Annotated in this window: 20 protein-coding genes and 1 pseudogene; 10 read left to right on the forward strand and 11 right to left on the reverse strand. The window is 31.5% G+C overall.

From position 1 onward, the window contains the following. Positions 1-20: 20 nt before the first annotated feature. Positions 21-683 carry a thiamine diphosphokinase gene (locus BM024_RS08925; protein ID WP_090679409.1) on the reverse strand — a complete coding sequence of 221 codons (663 nt, stop codon included), beginning with the start codon at positions 681-683 and terminating at the stop codon, positions 21-23. Positions 684-810: 127 nt separating this feature from the next. Here BM024_RS08925 and BM024_RS08930 point away from each other — a divergent pair, with 127 nt between their 5' ends. From BM024_RS08930 to BM024_RS08950, 5 genes are all read left to right on the forward strand, one after another. Continuing rightward, a complete protein-coding gene (locus BM024_RS08930; RefSeq protein WP_177190194.1) occupies positions 811-1,122 on the forward strand; it encodes a rhodanese-like domain-containing protein in 312 nt (103 codons plus the stop codon). A 164-nt stretch (positions 1,123-1,286) separates the two neighbouring features. Beyond that, the gene (locus tag BM024_RS08935) at positions 1,287-2,165 is read left to right on the forward strand and encodes a diacylglycerol/lipid kinase family protein (RefSeq protein ID WP_090679414.1); all 879 of its coding nucleotides are present in this window, start codon (positions 1,287-1,289) and stop codon (positions 2,163-2,165) included. Positions 2,166-2,431: 266 nt separating this feature from the next. After that, positions 2,432-3,175 (forward strand): dienelactone hydrolase family protein, encoded by a 744-nt coding sequence (locus BM024_RS08940; protein WP_090679415.1) that lies wholly within the window; start codon positions 2,432-2,434, stop codon positions 3,173-3,175. Between the two features lie 102 nt (positions 3,176-3,277). Then, positions 3,278-4,513 (forward strand): PQQ-dependent sugar dehydrogenase, encoded by a 1,236-nt coding sequence (locus BM024_RS08945; RefSeq protein ID WP_090679417.1) that lies wholly within the window; start codon positions 3,278-3,280, stop codon positions 4,511-4,513. A gap of 88 nt (positions 4,514-4,601) precedes the next feature. After that, complete coding sequence (locus BM024_RS08950; protein ID WP_090679419.1) at positions 4,602-5,090, forward strand: VOC family protein; 489 nt, start codon at positions 4,602-4,604, stop codon at positions 5,088-5,090. 58 nt (positions 5,091-5,148) lie between these two features. On the opposite strand, the gene BM024_RS08955 is transcribed toward BM024_RS08950, so the two are convergent. Further along, complete coding sequence (locus BM024_RS08955) at positions 5,149-5,787, reverse strand: YdeI/OmpD-associated family protein (protein WP_090679421.1); 639 nt, start codon at positions 5,785-5,787, stop codon at positions 5,149-5,151. 153 nt (positions 5,788-5,940) lie between these two features. Continuing rightward, entirely contained in the window at positions 5,941-6,426 is a 486-nt protein-coding gene (locus BM024_RS08960) for a hypothetical protein (protein ID WP_143077747.1), read from the reverse strand. A 381-nt stretch (positions 6,427-6,807) separates the two neighbouring features. Here BM024_RS08960 and BM024_RS08965 point away from each other — a divergent pair, with 381 nt between their 5' ends. Next, positions 6,808-7,854: an NAD(P)-dependent alcohol dehydrogenase gene (locus BM024_RS08965; protein ID WP_090679425.1), complete on the forward strand. Its 1,047-nt coding sequence runs from the start codon at positions 6,808-6,810 to the stop codon at positions 7,852-7,854. A 174-nt stretch (positions 7,855-8,028) separates the two neighbouring features. On the opposite strand, the gene BM024_RS13725 is transcribed toward BM024_RS08965, so the two are convergent. After that, on the reverse strand, positions 8,029-8,193 hold the full coding sequence (locus BM024_RS13725) for a hypothetical protein (RefSeq protein WP_177190189.1): 165 nt from the start codon (positions 8,191-8,193) through the stop codon (positions 8,029-8,031). A gap of 170 nt (positions 8,194-8,363) precedes the next feature. Between BM024_RS13725 and BM024_RS08970 the strand changes: the two genes are divergently transcribed. After that, a complete protein-coding gene (locus BM024_RS08970; protein ID WP_090679427.1) occupies positions 8,364-9,452 on the forward strand; it encodes a PCMD domain-containing protein in 1,089 nt (362 codons plus the stop codon). 10 nt (positions 9,453-9,462) lie between these two features. Continuing rightward, the gene (locus BM024_RS08975) at positions 9,463-10,248 is read left to right on the forward strand and encodes a porin family protein (RefSeq protein WP_090679455.1); all 786 of its coding nucleotides are present in this window, start codon (positions 9,463-9,465) and stop codon (positions 10,246-10,248) included. Positions 10,249-10,458: 210 nt separating this feature from the next. Here the strand turns inward: BM024_RS08975 and BM024_RS08980 are convergent, their stop codons facing one another. The 3 genes from BM024_RS08980 to BM024_RS08990 all read right to left on the reverse strand — a co-directional run bounded on the left by BM024_RS08980 (position 10,459) and on the right by BM024_RS08990 (position 14,924). Beyond that, on the reverse strand, positions 10,459-11,415 hold the full coding sequence (locus tag BM024_RS08980; protein WP_143077748.1) for a hypothetical protein: 957 nt from the start codon (positions 11,413-11,415) through the stop codon (positions 10,459-10,461). A gap of 217 nt (positions 11,416-11,632) precedes the next feature. Beyond that, complete coding sequence (locus BM024_RS08985; protein ID WP_090679430.1) at positions 11,633-13,180, reverse strand: hypothetical protein; 1,548 nt, start codon at positions 13,178-13,180, stop codon at positions 11,633-11,635. Continuing rightward, positions 13,161-14,924, reverse strand: coding sequence for a hypothetical protein (locus BM024_RS08990; RefSeq protein ID WP_090679432.1), 1,764 nt, complete (start codon positions 14,922-14,924; stop codon positions 13,161-13,163). The genes BM024_RS08985 and BM024_RS08990 overlap by 20 nt, the downstream gene beginning before the upstream one ends. A 246-nt stretch (positions 14,925-15,170) precedes the next feature. Here BM024_RS08990 and BM024_RS08995 point away from each other — a divergent pair, with 246 nt between their 5' ends. Both BM024_RS08995 and BM024_RS09000 read left to right on the forward strand, forming a co-directional pair. After that, complete coding sequence (locus tag BM024_RS08995; protein WP_090679434.1) at positions 15,171-15,824, forward strand: hypothetical protein; 654 nt, start codon at positions 15,171-15,173, stop codon at positions 15,822-15,824. Positions 15,825-15,897: 73 nt separating this feature from the next. Then, positions 15,898-16,431: a hypothetical protein gene (locus BM024_RS09000; protein ID WP_090679436.1), complete on the forward strand. Its 534-nt coding sequence runs from the start codon at positions 15,898-15,900 to the stop codon at positions 16,429-16,431. A gap of 5 nt (positions 16,432-16,436) precedes the next feature. On the opposite strand, the gene BM024_RS09005 is transcribed toward BM024_RS09000, so the two are convergent. The 4 genes and pseudogenes from BM024_RS09005 to BM024_RS13730 all read right to left on the reverse strand — a co-directional run. Continuing rightward, positions 16,437-16,853: a helix-turn-helix domain-containing protein gene (locus tag BM024_RS09005; protein WP_090679438.1), complete on the reverse strand. Its 417-nt coding sequence runs from the start codon at positions 16,851-16,853 to the stop codon at positions 16,437-16,439. Positions 16,854-17,410: 557 nt separating this feature from the next. Further along, on the reverse strand, positions 17,411-17,761 hold the full coding sequence (arsC, locus tag BM024_RS09010) for an arsenate reductase (glutaredoxin) (protein WP_090679439.1): 351 nt from the start codon (positions 17,759-17,761) through the stop codon (positions 17,411-17,413). 65 nt (positions 17,762-17,826) lie between these two features. Continuing rightward, on the reverse strand, positions 17,827-18,219 hold the full coding sequence (locus BM024_RS09015) for a hypothetical protein (RefSeq protein ID WP_090679441.1): 393 nt from the start codon (positions 18,217-18,219) through the stop codon (positions 17,827-17,829). A 574-nt stretch (positions 18,220-18,793) separates the two neighbouring features. After that, positions 18,794-19,030 (reverse strand): annotated as a pseudogene (locus BM024_RS13730) (integrase core domain-containing protein); the annotation flags it as partial.

The raw sequence follows: 19,030 nt of genomic DNA on the forward strand, positions 1-19,030 counted from the left end.
GTCTCTCTTTTTTTTTGAGTTTAATCGTTACATTCCATCATCAATAGATCTCCTTCCTCATGGGTGATAGATACAATACCATCGTTTAAAACACTATTGCTACTACCAGTGCGATATCCTAATTCTAGTGAATCATCTTTAAGAGAGTACAGAAGATTTGAAGAATGAATACCGCTTACTTTGCCTATAGGAATTAAAGATATGATTGTTTTAGATGGATACCATTTTTTAAATTGCTTTGATAATAGATAAACTTTAGAGTGATCATCTAATATGACTACTTTTAGATTTTCTCGAAACTTAACAAGACTTGTTAGGTTGGTAATAGTATGATCCATTCGTTTACCAGTAGCCCATACAACATTAGCACTTGGTATACCCCTGTCGACTAAATATTTAAAAGCTTTTTCTAAATCAGTGGAATCTTGTTCTTCAACATGTATGATTTCTAATGGATATTGTGTGTCTTTAAAACTTTCGGGTTCAAAGCCATGATCAAAGTCTCCTATTAAAACATCTACTTTAATACCTAATTCGACTACTCGATGCATTGCCGAATCTAAGACTACTACTAAAGGAGACCATTCTAATAGTTGTCCTAACAGCTCAGATGAACAGCTTTCTCCATTAGCGATTATTAATGCGGGTTCTTGGTCGTCACGAACGATATGGTGGGATGACATAAGATATTGTTTTAGTAAAAGAACAAAAATAAGCTTTACGAATTCATTTATCTATAAGGGATTAATTTTTTTACTAGTTATAAAGAAAACTTTATCTTTGAAGCATTAAAAAACAAACCAGATAATTATTATGAATTTAGCTCAAGAACAATGGTGGCAACAGTATCAAGATGATTCAAATGCTATTATATTAGATGTGAGAACAGAAGAGGAAGTTGAAGAATCAAGTATTCCAAATAGTATTAATATTGATATTTACAAGGGACAAGGCTTTCTTGATGAAGTAAGTAATTTAGATAAAAACAAGAATTATTATATTTACTGCAAGTCAGGAGGTAGAAGTAATCAAGCTTGTTTATTGATGGAACAACTCGGTTTTGAAAATACATATAATCTATTAGGTGGTATCACCGAATGGACAGGACCAATCAATGAATAGTCTTTAATTGAAGATAATAGTTTTGTACTTTTAAGAGTGCAAAACAACAATTAAAAAGTATCTGTGTTATCTGCTAAGATTCGCAGATGCTTTTTGCTTTTAAAGCATAGAATATTAAAGAATTCAATATAGATTATTAAGAATTTTAAAAATAAAAATCAAGGATGATTAAAATCCACTTTATAGTAAATCCAATATCTGGGAAAGGACAACACAAAATTGAAAAGACTTTGCTAGATAACTATTTTTCTAGTTCGATATATGATATAAAAGTATCTTATTCAACGTATAAGAAAGAAGCAATTCAGTTAACACAAAATGCAATTTTAGATAATCCTGACATTATTGTAGCATGTGGTGGCGATGGAACGATTCATGAAGTTGCAACTGAATTAGTTGGAAAGAATATTGGTTTCGGTATAATACCTGTGGGTTCTGGGAATGGATTAGCTTCTAACTTAGAAATCCCTAAAAATATTATTCAAGCTATTGAATTAATTATAAATGGAACTATACAGCCAATGGATGTTGGTTATGTAAATGATCATTATTTCTTTAGCAATATGGGATTTGGAATTGACGCGACAATTATAAGGAATTATGAAAAGTCTGGGAAGAGAAAGTTGAGTGCTTATGTACAAGCAGCTTTAAATGCGGCTAAAGAATATCGTACCAAGCCAATGGAGGTTTGTTATGAGGATGAAGTTAAGATGGTGAATCCACTTTTGTTATTCGTTTCTAACTCTAATGAAATGGGATACAAGATGAGTTTGACTCCTCAGGCGAGTGTAAGAGATGGATTATTAGATTTCTTATTAATTCCTAAAATTTCTATTTTTAAACAAATGTATTATGGTCTTCTAGTTGTTTTAAGGAAAACTCATCTGTTTAAAAATGCTATATATGTACAGATTCCAGAGATGGAAGTACGCATTTTAGAAGAAGGTATCAATACTTTGCAACTGGATGGAGAGTATTATCCATTTTCAACAACAATTTTCAAGATAGGTGTTTTAAAAGGAGCATTAAGGGTGATTTGTTAGATTTCTTGCGTAATCTTCTTAATGTGTTTTCTTGACGATTGAAAGTGAAATTCTAAAGCTAACGTAACTGTTGGCTTTCTTGTTTAATATTACTTTCGTAGTTTTCATAATTTAGATTTATTTTGAAAAGTTATATTCGTTTAAATTGGTTAAATAAATTTTTACAGAAACAATAGTTTAAAAAAATCTTTAACTTTAGAATGTAGAAAAAACAATTAATAGATTAAAACAGGATATTTTACACTTAAAATTCAAATTAAGCTATTATGAAAAAACACATTCTAATTTTAATAATTACTGTATTGCAAAATTCGCTTCATGCTCAAGAACTAAAAAAGGTTTACTATCAAGATGGAAATCAAAAGTTATCTGGCTTAATCACTTCTAATGTGGGACAAAATCTTCCAGGAGTATTAATTCTACCTGCTTGGAAAGGTATCGATAATGAATCAAAAACTGCTGCCCTTGAGCTTGAAAAACAAGGGTATATTGCGTTTATAGCTGATATTTATGGAGATGGAAATATTCCGAAAGACAATACAGAGGCAGCAAATATTTCCTCTAAGTATAAAAATGATTATAAAGCCTATCAACATCGAATTGGTTTAGCTTTGGATGAACTTATAAAAGCAGGAGCTATACCAAGCAAAACTGCAGTTATAGGTTATTGTTTTGGTGGAGCGGGAGCTTTAGAAGTAGCTCGTTCTGATATGGATGTTAGCGGAGTAGTATGCATTCACGGTAGTTATGCAAAATCAACAGATAGACAGAATAAATCAATAAGTAGTAAAGTCCTTGTGGAGCATGCTGCTAATGATACATCTATCAGTAAAACTGATTATGACAATCTTGTTGTTGAATTGAACGAAGGTGAGGCAGATTGGCAAATCATTACTTATGCTAATAGCGCACATACTTTTACAAATCCTGAATCAAATGATTTTAATCCAACAATGGCTAATAGAGCTTGGAATCATACTTTAATGTTTTTAAAAGAAGTTTTGAAATAATTTGAATACTAGCGAATTAAAGATTTTATTGTAGTTTTTTGGTTGGGATGCTAAAGAATATATGAACAAATAAAATATTAGTGAATTTTAAATATAGATATTATGAAATGTATTCTTTCTTTAGTCTTTATAGTTACCGTATTTTTTTCATGTAATAAGGCGGATTCTTCTAAAGACGATAACGTACCACCAGATACTAATACATTACCACCAGTAGAAACTGATCCTGCAAACACAAATTATAAACCTGCTTTTAAAGGACAAACTAGAATAGGTGGAGTAAAAACAATGACTTCTTATGGATTTGATATCATCGCCAAAGATTTAAAGGCTCCATGGGGGATTGTATCGCTTCCTGATGGTAGACTGTTAATCACTGAAACAAGTGGAACTATGCGTATAGTGAATCCGGTGAGTGGTACATTGAGCGAAGCGATTACTGGAATTCCTTCTGTTGATGATAGAGGACAAGGAGGTTTATTAGGTTTGGCAATAGCTCCTGATTTCTCAACAAGTAGGATGGTGTATTGGGTATTCTCTGAAAAAGCTTCCAATGGAACTCATACTGCAGTAGGTAAAGGTAGATTAGCTAATGATGAAAAAATGATTGAGAATGCACAAGTAATTTATCGTGCACTACCTACTTATGATGGGATATTACACTATGGTGGGCGTATTGTCTTTGATAGTAATGGAAATCTATTTGTAAGTACTGGAGAACGTTCAGATAAAGAAACACGTCCACAAGCACAAGATTTAAAATCAGCACTTGGAAAAATACTTCATATTACCCCAAATGGACAAGCTGTAGCAGGTAATCCGTTCGAAGGACAAGCAGGCAAATTGCCCGAAATTTATTCTTATGGACATCGAAATCCACAAGGACTTGCTATTCACCCTAAAACAGGAGAATTATGGAACAGTGAGTTTGGCCCGATGGGCGGCGATGAAATAAACCGTATTAAAGCTGGTGCTAATTATGGATGGCCCGTTATCACTTATGGATTGGAATATAGTGAGGATCCAATAGGCAATCCACCAATACAGCAAAAAGAGGGAATGGAACAACCTATTTACTATTGGGATCCTGTTCTTTCACCAAGCGGTATGACTTTCTATACGGGAAGTAAAATGCCTGAATGGGAAAATAACTTGTTTATTGGAGGACTTAGTAGTACACACATTGCTAGAATTGTCATAAAGGATAATAAAGTAGTAGGAGAAGAGCGATTATTAGAAAGAGAAGGACAGCGTTTCAGGGACATTACCCAGGGGAAGGACGGGGCTTTATACGCTATAACACAAGCAGGGAGACTTTATAAGATTGATAAAAAATAGAATGTTAGTTTTTATTAATTTTACTTAACCTATAACATTGATTTCTTTTATAAATTAGAATTCATTAAAAAAATAATTATTCTCTATTATGAGTGACCAATATACTATTCCATCACAAACTCGAATTGGGCATATTCATTTAAAAGTTTCAAATCTTGATCGCGCTCTAGAATTTTATAGAGATTTGTTGGGATTTGAAGTAACTATGCTATACGGTGACCAAGCGGCTTTTCTTTCTGCGGGTGGTTATCATCATCATATAGGTCTAAACACTTGGCACAGTAAAAATGCACCTGCTGCAAATACTGACTCTGTTGGACTGTATCATACAGCTATTCTCTATCCTACAAGAAAGGATTTAGCTTTAATTTTAGAGAGATTGTTTAAGGCTAATTATCCACTTTCAGGAGCAAGTGATCATGGAGTATCAGAAGCTTTATATCTTAATGATCCTGATGGGAATGGAGTTGAGTTGTATTGGGACAGACCAAAGGAACTTTGGCCTACAAAAGAAGATGGTTCCCTTGATATGTACACAAAAAGGTTGGATATTGAGAGTTTACTAAATCTTATATAGTAAACTTTCGTCCTCTATTAAACACTTATTAAAAGTAAACAGTAAATAATATTTTACTTTATTTAGTGTATTTATCATTTAACCCAATCCCCATAAGAATGTTTTGCATGCTTTTTTCTATCCTCCCAAATCTCGTTTGAGATTGTTTTGGTTGTGAAAAATGAATAATGTAACCTCTTTGGCGGCTTGGGTTTAGATCATAAAAAGCTTTCTTAAATGAAGGGTTATTTTCAAAAACTTGTAATAGTTCATCAGGTAGAGGTTCTAGGTTTTTCTTAAATTCCACTTTAAGACCTTGATTCTCTATATGTATTGCTTCTAATATATATTCCTTTAATACATCTTTTATATTATTTATATCATCTGTATTGGTGAATTTAATTATTCTATCAGATTGAAGAGTACCTTGTTGTATTAATATTTTACTTGTATCCGATAGTAGTACTCCTTTAAAGAATCCAATAGTAGCACAATCTTTTAAAGCTCCTATTATAACTATATTTTTCCCATTTTTTGTGTAAACGGGTACTCCCCACTTAATTTCTTCAGTTAAACCAGTCTCTAATGCGATTTGTCTTAATATCTCTAGCTCTTCGGTCCATTTTTTTACTTTGCACCGTGAAGTTCCTCCAAATTTGCAACGCATACAGCCATCGATGAGATATTTATCTACAAGAGGGTTTAAATTGATTTTCATAATTGATTCTACTATTAAATTTTGAGGTTACCTAGCTGCGAGGACTTAGAAATATGCTTTAGAATTAAAGGGAGTAAGACTTCTTTAGTTTAGTCTCGTCAATAGCTTAGATGCAAAAGATCGTTCACAGAGATATCTAGAAAAAAGACACAATTAATTTATCTGAAATTGAATATCATTATCAATGCAACTGATTTGATGATATTTTATACCTTTTGAAAAATCAATTTTGGTTTTATCTTTGAAAACCATTTTTCCATTTACTTCTTCCATTTCACCAAAACCTTCTATAGCGCTGTCATCATTGATTATAAATGCGACTTCTCTAACTGATTCTACTCCTTCAGAATTAAAAGTATAATTAGCAAACAATTTGTTCCCTTCAAAAGTACCTTCGAGGGTACCTGTGTTTTTATCTTTTCCAGAAAGTTGATATTTTAGTATACCTGTTGCTACATTTGGAAACACTTCAATTTTAAGCCAAATACTGTCTTTGTCTGATAGTGAAGCAAAACAGTTGCTTTTTGGAATCATTATTTCTTGAGTTTCTGTAGAGATGGTTTCCTCTACTTTTACTTGTTTCTTATTGCATGAAAAGAAGAGTAAACACAGAGATGAGAGCATAATGAGTTTTTTCATAGTGATCATTATTAGTTTTTAGAATTAAAGCAATTAGTCTAATCAAATTTACAAAAAAATAGTTTTTGTAGGTATGATTGAAAATTCAATAATAAGGTGTTTACGTTCTAGTTCTTAGTGTTTTTGATGAAAAATATGTTTAAAGTAAAGGTTTTCAAAGTGTATGCAATTGATCGATAAAGAGCAGTTGTTGTAATTTGTCTAAAAGCACAAGAACCTAAATTAAACACAAAGTAACGTATGTGCATGACTAACCTTATTAGTTATAATTATATTTACAAATTATAGATTACTAAAGACAAGATTAGTACAGTATGATAGAATGAATATCATGTTAGGTGAAAAACACACGAGTATTATAATGACATCAAAATATAAAATATGAAAACAACAAACACAAAAGCATTCGGTACGATAGCGCCAGATGCAGATTTAATGCAAATGGATATTGAGCGTAGAGAGATAACAGCTCATGATGTAGAAATTGATATTTTGTATTGTGGAGTATGCCATTCCGATTTGCATACCGCTCGAAATGATTGGGGAGGAACAAAGTATCCTGCTGTTCCCGGACATGAAATTGTTGGAAGAGTGACTGCAATTGGTGCTGAAGTAACCAAATTTGAAATAGGTGATTTAGCAGCTATTGGATGTATGGTTGAATGTGCTTGTCCAAATTGTAAAGAAGAACAATATTGCGAGAGTGGTTTTACAGCTACCTATAATAGTCATGATGCTTATTTAAATCAACAAACTTTTGGAGGGTATTCTGAGAAAATTGTTGCAAAAGAGAGTTTTGTTTTAAAAGTTCCTGCTAATCTTGATTTGGCAGCTGTAGCTCCTTTGTTATGTGCAGGTGTAACTACATGGTCACCATTGCGTCATTGGAATGTAAAAAAGGGGAGCAAGGTAGCTGTTGTAGGATTAGGTGGCTTAGGGCATATGGCTATAAAGCTAGCAAAAGGATTGGGAGCAGATGTTACATTGTTCTCTAGAACACCAGGGAAAACTGAGGATGCTAATAAACTAGGAGCAAGTAACGTTGTAATTTCAACTGATAAAGAACAGATGAAAGCGGTTGCTAATACTTTTGATTTAATTATCGATACTGTTCCTTATGCCCACGACGTGAATCCTTATATAACTACATTAAAAACGAATAGTACATTAGTACTTGTTGGTTTTTTGGGTGAATTAAATCCTCCATTAAATACAGCACCTTTAGTTCTGGGGAGAAAATCGATTGCTGGTTCTTTGATAGGAGGGATTGAAGAAACTCAAGAAATGTTAGATTTTTGTGGTAAACACAATATCGTATCTGATATTGAACTTATTGAGATGCAGGATATAAACGTTGCTTATGAAAGAATGTTGAAAAGCGATGTGAAATACAGATTTGTAATTGATATGAACTCCTTGAAGAAATAAAAAAAGAGTTTATTATAATTTCAGAACTTATAAGTTAAAAGTGGAGATTTTTAAATAGGAAAAGTCTCCACTTTTTTATGGTAGTTACTTTATATATTTTATTCCTTGTTTTTGTATTAGAGATACAAAACTAAAAATACTTTTAATAAAAGTGTTTTTAGTTAAGTTGTGAATTTATACTTTTGAAGTATGATGCTTAACATCTTCTTTCTGCGCCTCATTACCTAGACAAGAGTGTCCATGTACTTCTACAGTACATTTTGCTGCTTTTTCGTGGTTACCCGCTTCATGATACATCGTTGCTTCGAGATGACTTTTTGCGGCTGCTTCAAAATGCATTGCTGCTTTTTTGTGGTTTTATGTTTTTAAAATAATCTAATGCTTTTAGATAGATACAAACCCTATGGATATTTTTTGGGTTTTTCAACATAATATGCGATTATATAGCTAAATTTAAATAATTATACATGCAAACTAAAAAATGTCTTTTATACTCTAAATAGAATTATATGAAATATATCTTACTTTTTTTCACAGTTCTTTTTTGTCTACCGTTTATGTCATGTATAAAAGATGAACTACCCAATGCCGAAGCTGATATTTTATCTTGTTCTGTCGATAGTATGATTCTTAAAAAAGACCCTATTATTCAAAATGAGCGTGTTCAGATATTTGTTAAGTCTTTTGTTGATTTAACATCACAAGCTCCTGTTTTTACATTATCTCCAGGTGCTACGATTTATCCTCAAAGTGGCACCCCTTTAAATTTTACTAAACCCCAGTTGTACATAGTAACATCAGAAGATGGTCAATCGCAAAAGACTTATGAGGTTTCCTATATAAGTTCGGCAGTCGGATCAAAATATAGTTTTGAGCACGTAAGAACTGAAAATTCGAAATATGATATTTTCTATGAAATAGATGATGATAATCAAAATATTATGGATTGGGCGAGTGGAAATGCTGGTTTTAGTTTAACTGGAATTGCATCAAAACCAGATGATTATCCAACAGCTAGATTGCTAAATGGTAAGGAGGGCCAAGGAGTAAGATTAGTAACTCGGTTAACGGGTGCTTTAGGAGCAACTATGGGGAAACCTTTAGCTGCTGGAAATATATTTATGGGTGAATTCGACTTAGGAACCTCTATTACAGCTCCTTTAAAAAGTTTGCGATTAGGAATGCCGGTTGATTTTGTTCCATACGCTTTTAGAGGTTTTTTCAAGTATAAAGCAGGTGAGTTATTTAAAGAAGGTAATGTTGAAAAACCTGATAGAAAAGATTCTTGGGATTGCTATGCAATATTTTTTGAAACAGACAGCACTCTTAAACATTTAGATGGAACTAATAGATTTACACATGATAATATTTTAGCAATAGCGCGTATTTTACCAGAAGATCGAATTGAAAGTGGAGAGTGGTCTTCTTTTCATATCCCTTTTGTTTTTAAAGACAATGCCATTATTGATGAGAAAAAATTGAAAGACGGAAAATACAGTTTAACTTTAGTATTTACTTCTAGTATAGATGGAGATACTTTTGCTGGAGCAGAGGGGAGTACCCTTCTTATAGATGAAATAGAAATAATCCATGAATAAAACAGATAAAATGGTCAAATTAAACCTTTTTGCTATCCTGTTTCTACTCCTAGGAAACATTGGAAATTCTATGGCTCAAGGAAGTGTTATAGACGATTATAAATTACATCAGGATAGTATCGTTTATCAAATACGAACAGGAATTAATATAGGGGGATTTTCTCCATTACCTTTTCCTGCCGAAATTAGAGAAATTAAAGGATTCAACCCTAGATTAAATTTTAGTGTAGAAGGAAGTGCTACCTATTGGATTGGAGGAGAGAAGAGATTATGGGGAGTAAAGGCTGGTATTAAACTTGAAAATAAGGGTATGAAAACCGATTCAAAAGTCAAAAACTATAGTATGGAGATATTAGGTGATAACGGAGAGCGCGTAGCAGGAAATTGGACAGGAGGTGTGTCTACTCAGGTTGTCAATTCTTATATAACAATTCCCATAGCTGTAACTTACGCTATGAATGAGAATTGGGGATTTTCTTTAGGAACCTTTTGCTCTCTGATTTTAGAAAAGGATTTTTCAGGATATGTGTATGATGGTTATCTTAGAGAAGGAGGCCCAACAGGTAATAAGGTTGAGTTTAGAGAAGATAATATTGCAACTTATGACTTTTCAAATGAATTAAGAAAGTTTACCTATGGTATAGAGATTGGAAGCAATTGGAATGCTTCAAGGCATTTAAATGTGTTTTCAAATTTAAGTTGGGGCTTAAATGATGTTTTTAAGTCTGATTTTAAAACCATTACTTTTGCAATGAAACCTATCTATTTAAATGTTGGTTTCGGGTATGTTTTTTAATGTAATTAAATCCTTCTTAGTGTTAAATATCTACAAAAAATCTTTTTACTTTATATGTGTTAGGCTTTTGAACGACTGAGTTTGAAGGCAGTTCATTTTCATTATCTCTTAATTTGAAGTTTACGATGAATCGCCTTTCTATTTTGAATAGAGGAATCTATTATTAAATGGATATCTGTGGTAGTTAAATAGACAGTCATTTTTATTTATTTAATTACACATCATAATTGCGTTAGCAATTAATTTATAAGTAACATCATATGCTTTTATATTTTCTTCAAGTAAGTAATTATGAACGTCAAAATAATAATAGGAAAAGGAGAGCAGGCGATTTTGTTCGTTAACAGTATAAATAATTCGATAATATATTTTATCAATACTAAATTCTAATTGATACGTATTGTTCTTAAACACACTTGCATTTAGCAAACGTATATTTCCAGTATTATAAGGAAAGTCTTTATATCTTATTTTGCTCTCTTTTATTTTCGAAGTAATACGTGGATTTATTCCAGTTTTTGTATTCTCAATTGATGGTAGCATATCATCTGAATTGTAATTATAAAAATGTATGTTTTCTTCGGGAAATAGAACTTTTTCAAGTTTAGAAGAATTTATAACTTGATGTTTTTGATTACTCTGATCCCAATTCAATAATAAACTACTATCCTTGTTTTTTGTAAGGTTTATAATACTTTTTGTTATACTATCTTGCATTACTGTTTTCAATCGACTTATATTTAGTGTACCCCTGAAGGTATTTCCATAGAGTCTCTCGGTATTAATAACTTCAATTTGATGTTTGTTTTTAGTGTATGAACGTATGGAATCCACTATTTGTATTGTTTCCGTAATTAAGCTGTCTTTTTTCAGTGTAACATTTAATAAGGGAGTTGTTCTTTGATTATAGAGTGACTTTCTTTTTACTTGATTGTTTGTAGTTTTTTGTGTCAACAAACCGTTGTTGTAAACGGTTACTCCGTTTTCATCAGTTTCGTTAATAAAATAGCTCAATGTATAAGAATCGCAGATTTTGATATCAAAAATAGGTGCAAACTTTAGTGCTATTTCAATTTCCTTTGGAGTTTGTGCAGATACATTTTGCCACATGAATGCAAGACTCAATATGCAAGAAAGTTTAAATATATTTGGGACTATTTTCATCAAATAAGAGTATTTAGGTTTTAATCAGATTTATCAATTATCTAACCTTTAAATTTATAAATTTTAAGATTTAGGCAAGGTTTTAAAGTGTTTGAACTAGGATATGTTATAGTTTACTAAAAAACTATTCTTTCAAACTTATAAAATAAATTTGGAACAATGAGGTATTTAGTAAAATGCCTTTATAATATATATTAGTTGCTTTTTAATTTGTGAATTGTTACACTAACAATTCATCATAGAGTTCTTGAAAAAAGTTTAGAATTTTAATTGCGGTTTCTGGGTCTACATAGACTTCTTCATCGGTTGTGCAGATTTTATATAAATCTATGGTTTCGTGAATGCGGTGCCATTTGTTGGTAAAGTTGTCATCGCAGTAGAAAGCTAAACTTAAAAAGGTATCTAAGTCCTCATTATCTTCATCTAAATACCATGTATTTACATAAACAAGTACTTTAGTAATTTCAAGTATTAAATAATTAATATCAGAGTTTATTAGTAATATTCTTCGTGGTACTTCTTCTTGATTTAAGATTTGTGTTAGAATGGATGAATGTAAGACTATTTCCAACCCCTTGATGAATAAACCTAGATCTGGTTGTGAATTATCGTAGGAGTTGGACCAATGAATGTTAGGAGAGAGGGTGTCTTTCTTGTAGAAACACTTTTCAGGAACTAGCTTATCTTTAATGAAGTTATGTACATAGTAAAAGGAGTTTAGAAGTCTAATTAGTGTTTCTATTACAAAATGATATTCAACTAGGTCATTGTTATAATCTAATAGTATCTTATTTAGTTGAGAGTTAGTTATACCATCAAATTTTGAGGCTATAAGAAGAATAAAATACTGCTTTTTTGTTTGTCCTTTTTCAATAAACGTTTTAGTATGAAAATGATATAACTCCATCACATTTTCATTGGTTGAGAGTATTGTTGCTAGTTGGATTAATTCAGGTATTTCGGTATGAGGTTGTGGCAGGTGTAATTCTGTTATAAGCTTCTCATTCTTAACTAATACTATATTGCTAATTATTGTTTGAACTAGCTCATTGCATCTATTCAATATAGAAATTGATTCATCTTTCCATTCCCCAAAGTAATAATTATCTTCTAAAAAATCTTCTTCCATTTGGCTAATTAAGAACTTATCATTTCGTTCATCTACTAGAAAAAAAGTTTTTAAATAAGGAACTATCATTTCTAAATTGTCCCACCTTTCCGTTAGGTGTAAATCATCGTTACTGTATTTAAAGCCTAAGAGCAGAAGTTCCATGTAGTTTACATAAAACTCTAAAGACCTATAGGTATAATAACCCGCACCATTAAAATAATTGATTGAAGGGTTTTCTAGGTAATCCCTAACATGGAAATCTAGAGCTTTGTATTTTTCAACAAAGAGTTTATGGTTTTCTCGGCTTTTGTATTGAGAGAATTCAAAGGGAGTTGTTGAATAATAGAGTTTAGATTCTTGGCAATGAATGTCTAAAAAGAGAGTGCCTAGAATTTCGTGTTCTAGAAGTTCTTCTGTGTTGAAAAAACTAATGTGGATGTTGTCCTTTTTAAGGCAATCTACTGTCCATTGTTCGTTTCTGTAGAGATATGATTCCTCTATATCTGAGAGTTGAACAATAAGCAAAGGAATAGGGTTTAAAGGGATGGAGCTAAGCCAACAATTGAGTATTCGATTTTCTTTAGATAGGCTCTCTAATTCCTTTTTATAAATTGCTGAGATGGGTAGTTGGTCTATTTTATTGATTGGATTTCTCATGGTTTTCTAGAATTGGTTGAACATGGTTGGTGTTTTCGGATTCGATGAAAGTGGGAGTGATGATGGTTGGAGTGATGATGGTGGGAGTGGGAGAAGGAATGGTTTGATGTAAGGTGTTTGTGTAATCGTAGAGTGCTTTACTGAAAAGATATATTTCTTTCCAATTTGCTTTGTTTGTTTTTTCTGTTGGATAGTTTAGTTTGGGGAAATTTCGTGTGAAATTGTTTGCTTCAAATAGAATAGAAAGTTTATTGGAACTGTTTTCTAATTTCTGATGTATTTCTGGGGCATACCATTCCAATAAGCGCCATGTGTATTTCGAGCTATACACTTGTGGAATGAAATCCATTTTAAAGAATAATATGGCGAGTGTGAGTTGTTGTACGATGTATTTAAACAATATTATATCTGCTTCGCTTCTATTGAGTTCTGATAGGTGATTGTTTCTATTGAAAATTGGTTTTATAATAGAATCGCACTCTTGCCAATATCTCGATTTCAGTTCTTGCAATGGTACTGTTTCGATGTTGTCAAATTTGAAATCATGGGGTTTTCCTAGCCACTGTTTCTCTAGCCTTAGATGTGATTTGAAAAAAGAATGATAGGTTGAATCATGTTTTTGCCATGTCGATTTTAAAAGGATTAGTGTTATGTTTACTTTGCCCTGTGTAGCTACTTTAATTTGCGTGCGTATGCTTGCCTCTGTAGTAATCGATAGTGTGTCTACGATTCCGATAAGTAGTAAATGCAGATGGGTTTCTATTCTATTGTTATGTGGATCTGTAAAACTAATGTCTTTTCGAGCCACAAAGAATAGCTGATTAAGTTCGGGGCGTTTTTCTAGAAGACTTTTAGTAGTTCGTTCTAATTCATCATTTATAAATTCTACGCTAGATGATGCTCTAAGGATTTCAAGTTCCGAATTGAGCATGGTTTCTCTAAACCTTTTAATGTATTCTTGATTGATGAATAAATATAATGCTTTTACATATTTTCTAGTGATAGCAATTAAGTGATAGGTGTCTATGGGAACACCATTTTCATCTACTAAGATGTCTATGAATTTATCAAAATTCACAATACTATTTAGCAGGGCGCTTTCATCTTCTCCACTATAAACTTCTTTAATAGGTGTACAATAAGCGAACGTAAAAGAAATGAACTCTTGGGTACTCATTTCTTTATTGGGCATAAAAAAGGGTTGTATGCGTGTCTTGGCTTCGTGCAATAATTGTTTCAAACTCAACATCACAGAATCAAAGTCTATAAGTTGCTCTTCAAATTCTTTTTTAATGTGGTTTAAAAACCTATAGTGACGTAGGTGCTCAGTAGTAAACCAACTTGAAGTGCCTTTACAGTGTTTTCTCAAATTTCCTTTAGAGAAATCGGTAATGAACATAGTACTACATTCCTCTTTATTGCCATAAATATGATGTAAAGATTGACAGTTTATACTGCTATACACTTTATTTTGAAATGAGTTTTTGTGTATAAACTCATTAAATTCAAATAGGTGTATATGCAGACTATTCTCGGAAATGCTATTTAAGACCCATGAAGCATATTTTATTTCATGGAGAACTTGGGGATTCTTGACAAAAAGAGTTAAAGTGTTGTGGGAGAGGAGGTTTTTGTTGGATTGAAAAATATGAATGATTTTTCCTTCGTTCACTAAGTTTTGGAGTATTTCTCGAAAGGCTAGCGATCCTCTTACTTTTGAAATTCTGTTTTCATTTGCTTTCATAATATTTTTTTTATGGTTTATGATTGCAAGTTCAAAAGTATTTTATCGGTAAAATATTCCTGAGAGGGATAATTTATCCACCTTTATAAAGTGCCTTTAAAAAGACTTTCAAGCCTTTTGTTATAAGGATTTGTTGTTTTCATGAAGTGATTTTATGAAAAATAAGAGGGGATAATTTATTCCTTTTTTGGAATATTTTATCCCGTTAAATCTATTCAATTTTGTGTAAATAAAAAATTTTTAATTATGGGAAATACAAAAAAGAAAGGACGTAAAAGACTTATCACATCACTAAAAAAAGCAAAAGAAGGGATGGAGATATTAAATGAATCAAGAGATTGGTTTTTGCTTGGAATTCTCAATGTTTTAGGAGGAATTGATAAACCTATTTTAGTTGATATTTTCATGGCTTACCCTGATTTAGTTGAAGAACATGGAATTGAGGATTTACATTTAAACAAAGTAGATTTTGAAGGAGCAACTAAAGAAGAATTTAAATTAGCAAATACTTTATCTGTGTTGAGAGACTTGATGATAGTAGTTTTTTCTCAATTTGAGAAAGGAATTTTAATTCGAGATGGTAGAATAGAAATAGAAGAAGAAGAAGATGCCTTAGAAATGAAGTTAATTGAACAGATTACATGTCTTATAAGTTTAGAAGAATTTACCGATAGATTGAGAGATATAAAATTTATAGTAATTGATGAAGTTGATTATACTATTATAACATCTGCTTTTTCTGATGAAAGTTTTGAAGTATCTGTCTTGTATTCGATGTTTGAACATGATCCTAAATTAAGGGACAGTAAAAATATATTATTGTGGTTTGGACATATTATTATTCTCCTTGAGATTGTGTATTATATTATTAACTATAATTCAAAGAGAGAGAGAGGATAATTTATCCCTTTTTTGGAATATTTTATCCCGTTTCTGCTGTGTAGTTTTATATGAAATTTTAAAATTAATAGTTATGAAGTCAAAAAAAGTGTCTTTAGATGCGAATCTTTGGACAAATAGAAATATAGAATGTCCTTATGAATTAATTCGTGAGGTGTTTTTAATTACTAATATAGAGCATCTGAAAGGAGAGATTACTAATTGCTTTTATTATGCATTGAAATTAAAGCTATCTCATAGAATTAAAATCTCTGATTTAAAAAGAGATTTATTTATTATGAGGTCGTTGATGAAAGCAAGTTATAATATTTTATTAGACAGTAAAGAGAATGGGCAAAAGGAATTAGTGAAGAAAGATAATGAAAGTATTAAAGATGGCTTAGGTGCACTTAATTTTGAAGAATATCAAAATCCTTACATAGTATTTCAGAATGTCTTTAAAAGAACGACTCTTATGCAAGTTGATGATTTGGTTTATGATTTAATTGAAGTCATAAGTTATAAGCGAATGACAGATTATTCAAATCATTCAATTCCTGCTATGTTTTCACATAAAATTCTTGAAGCCTGCTGGCTCATCAATGAACGATTGAAAGAGAAGTATTAGAGAATTTATTTATCTTGAAACAAACGTTCTAACCTCGCAATCATTTCTTCTTTTTCTTTGAGCATACGCTCATATAAAGCAATCTTTTCTTCGTGTAGTTTTAGTATTTGGTCAATTTGATTGTTATTATTAACAGTTACTTCATATCCTACACCTATACCAAAGGCATTGTCATTAAAAGTATTAGAAATAATATTAACCGCTTGTTCTTCATTAAAGTTTTCAAATGCTTCTACAGGCACTTTTAAAATGTTAGATATTTCTATCAGTAGGTCTTTTTCAATGACTTCTTTTTGTTCTAACATAGAAATTTTCTTTTGGTTCCAATCTGAACCCAAATCAAAAGCCAACATTTCTTGCTTAATGCCTAGCATTTCGCGAAAACGCTTTACGTTTCTTCCTTGATGTATTTTGTGTTCCATTGAATTCCTCTTTTTATTCGTTGCGTTCGGTTATTATCTCTTTAGTTACAAAGTTATCAAATTATGGGTTATGTTGGGTTGGGGGAGGGAGATATTATTTGCTTGGTCAAGGTTTTGCTCTTGAGGGGTATTAGTTATTGAATTTTAACCTCAAAATCAATTTTAAATATCAGATAGGTTCTAGCAATACTAAAAAAATGTAAGACTAAATTTCAAAATATGATTATAATGATCTCTTTTGATATCATTTGTTCTTCGGGGATTTCCAGTGTTTACTTGGAAGTGGCCCGTTTTTAGGGTCGAGCGTTAAGAAAATGTCTAGTAGACATTTTTAGTGAAGAAGCCAGGAGGAGTGTTGGCTAGAAGGGGACGGAGACCCAAAGGAAACAGAAATTAGGTGACAGAGGACTGAAAAAGGCAAAGCGAATAGCAACGAAGTTTTGTAAGAAAGGGTTGAAGTCTATTTATTTAGATTTCAACCCTATGTGATTTTTAGTAAAAGCTTTATTAAAGCGCCATAAAACCTAACTTTATTATTCTTTTGATTTGGTTGTATATTATTCGAAAAGATCGAGTACTTTTTTAGTAGGACGTGCAATTATTGCTTTACCATTGTGAGTAACGATAGGTCTTTCAATTAGTATGGGGTATTGTAACATGATATCAATCCATTGCTCATTTGTAAATGATTGACCCTCGAATTTCTCTTTATAAATTAACTCAGTTTTTCGTATAAGTTCAAAAGGAGACATGTTTAACATATTGAGCAAATCAAGCAACTCTTCCTTTTTAGGTGTATTTTCTAAATAATTTATAATTTCAAATTCCATTCCCTGCTGAGTTATAAATTCCAATGCACAACTACTTTTGCTACATTCTGGATTATGATATATTTTTGTTCTACTCATAAAAGCGGTGTTTTCTTTTTAATAAATGGTTCATAATGCCAAATTTTTTCATTTAATAAAGTTGTTTAATTCTTGTTTTTTACAATTTTCGCGATCTTAGCCATTGAAAATGCAGCAATTGCCATTACTATATCACGTACTGCAACGTCTACATATTTAAAACCAATTAATAGGCTTAATGCAATTAGAGTTAACCAACTTGCAACGATATACCCACCAATCTCGGTTTTCCTAAAAACAAGGATACCTGCTGCAATTTCAATTACACCTACTATCATCATAAAAACTGAGGTAGAAAACGGCAAGAGATTTTCGATTGATGGATTAACATACTGATCCCAATTGGTAAGTAAGTTTGTGAATTTGTCTGCACCAGCAACGATGGGAACAATTGTAAATGTGTATCTTAATAGATTGAATGTTTGTGTCAGTGTATGACGTTTGATTGTACTTTCCATTTTTTTTAATTTAGTGTTTATATCTTAATAGAGTAAATGAAAATTGAAAAGGTTACAACATATCAAAGAAAAGATTAAATTAAAAAAGAACATATTTTAGAGGAAGTAGTAATAATGTACTTTTAATGGCAGTAAAACCGTATTGTTTTAAATGTTTCTTTCAAGTTTAGAAGTAGAGTTACTTCAGAAGGGATAATCACTTGACTAATCCACCGTTACCTTTAGAGAAATCAGAAGCAGAAATCGATTGATTTTTGATTAAACAGCTTATTATAATACCAGTAAAAAAGTTTCAAAATTGGTCTAAAGATCAATCGTAAGATTATCTAGTAAAAAACATCGTTTTGTAAGAAAGGGTTGAAGTCTATTTATTTAGACTTCAACCCTTTTTTAGTTCTTATCAAAACCAAGGATTAGATTTTGATAAAATACGTAATGTCTAGTCAAGGTCCACTCAAAGTCCACTTAAAGTCCACTTAAAGTCTACTCAAAGTCTACGAATGTCTCGTCCTAGTATAGCTGTACAGTTATTGTTATTAATCCTGCTTATAACTGTACATGTAATTTAGTAGTCCTAAGATTGCTGTACATCTTCTTTTTTTAGTTGTTTTATCTTGTAATAGTTCTTCCATCTCTTGGTTAAAAAACCCTTTTCTAAATGAGCTTGGTTCGGGGTTAAATTGTCACAACTATTATGTGGTCTAAGACTATTATATGCCTCTATGTTATCCTTTAGTATCTGTTTTGTTTTTTGATATCCCAGATTTGAATAATTTAAATCAAATTCACCTTTTATGATTCCATTGACCCT

The sequence above is a fragment of the Myroides guanonis genome, assembly GCF_900114085.1.
Taxonomy (GTDB): domain Bacteria; phylum Bacteroidota; class Bacteroidia; order Flavobacteriales; family Flavobacteriaceae; genus Flavobacterium; species Flavobacterium guanonis.

Coding starts and splice junctions, on each gene's coding strand:
- BM024_RS08945 (WP_090679417.1), top strand. CDS start 3,278: ATGAAATGTATTCTTTCTTTAGTCTTTATAGTTACCGTATTTTTTTCA.
- BM024_RS08990 (WP_090679432.1), bottom strand. CDS start 14,924: ATGAAAGCAAATGAAAACAGAATTTCAAAAGTAAGAGGATCGCTAGCC.
- BM024_RS09005 (WP_090679438.1), bottom strand. CDS start 16,853: ATGGAACACAAAATACATCAAGGAAGAAACGTAAAGCGTTTTCGCGAA.
- BM024_RS08985 (WP_090679430.1), bottom strand. CDS start 13,180: ATGAGAAATCCAATCAATAAAATAGACCAACTACCCATCTCAGCAATT.
- BM024_RS08935 (WP_090679414.1), top strand. CDS start 1,287: ATGATTAAAATCCACTTTATAGTAAATCCAATATCTGGGAAAGGACAA.
- BM024_RS08975 (WP_090679455.1), top strand. CDS start 9,463: ATGGTCAAATTAAACCTTTTTGCTATCCTGTTTCTACTCCTAGGAAAC.
- BM024_RS13725 (WP_177190189.1), bottom strand. CDS start 8,193: ATGCATTTTGAAGCAGCCGCAAAAAGTCATCTCGAAGCAACGATGTAT.
- BM024_RS08965 (WP_090679425.1), top strand. CDS start 6,808: ATGAAAACAACAAACACAAAAGCATTCGGTACGATAGCGCCAGATGCA.
- BM024_RS08940 (WP_090679415.1), top strand. CDS start 2,432: ATGAAAAAACACATTCTAATTTTAATAATTACTGTATTGCAAAATTCG.
- arsC (WP_090679439.1), bottom strand. CDS start 17,761: ATGAGTAGAACAAAAATATATCATAATCCAGAATGTAGCAAAAGTAGT.
- BM024_RS09015 (WP_090679441.1), bottom strand. CDS start 18,219: ATGGAAAGTACAATCAAACGTCATACACTGACACAAACATTCAATCTA.
- BM024_RS08995 (WP_090679434.1), top strand. CDS start 15,171: ATGGGAAATACAAAAAAGAAAGGACGTAAAAGACTTATCACATCACTA.
- BM024_RS08970 (WP_090679427.1), top strand. CDS start 8,364: ATGAAATATATCTTACTTTTTTTCACAGTTCTTTTTTGTCTACCGTTT.
- BM024_RS08960 (WP_143077747.1), bottom strand. CDS start 6,426: ATGAAAAAACTCATTATGCTCTCATCTCTGTGTTTACTCTTCTTTTCA.
- BM024_RS08955 (WP_090679421.1), bottom strand. CDS start 5,787: ATGAAAATCAATTTAAACCCTCTTGTAGATAAATATCTCATCGATGGC.
- BM024_RS08950 (WP_090679419.1), top strand. CDS start 4,602: ATGAGTGACCAATATACTATTCCATCACAAACTCGAATTGGGCATATT.
- BM024_RS08925 (WP_090679409.1), bottom strand. CDS start 683: ATGTCATCCCACCATATCGTTCGTGACGACCAAGAACCCGCATTAATA.
- BM024_RS09000 (WP_090679436.1), top strand. CDS start 15,898: ATGAAGTCAAAAAAAGTGTCTTTAGATGCGAATCTTTGGACAAATAGA.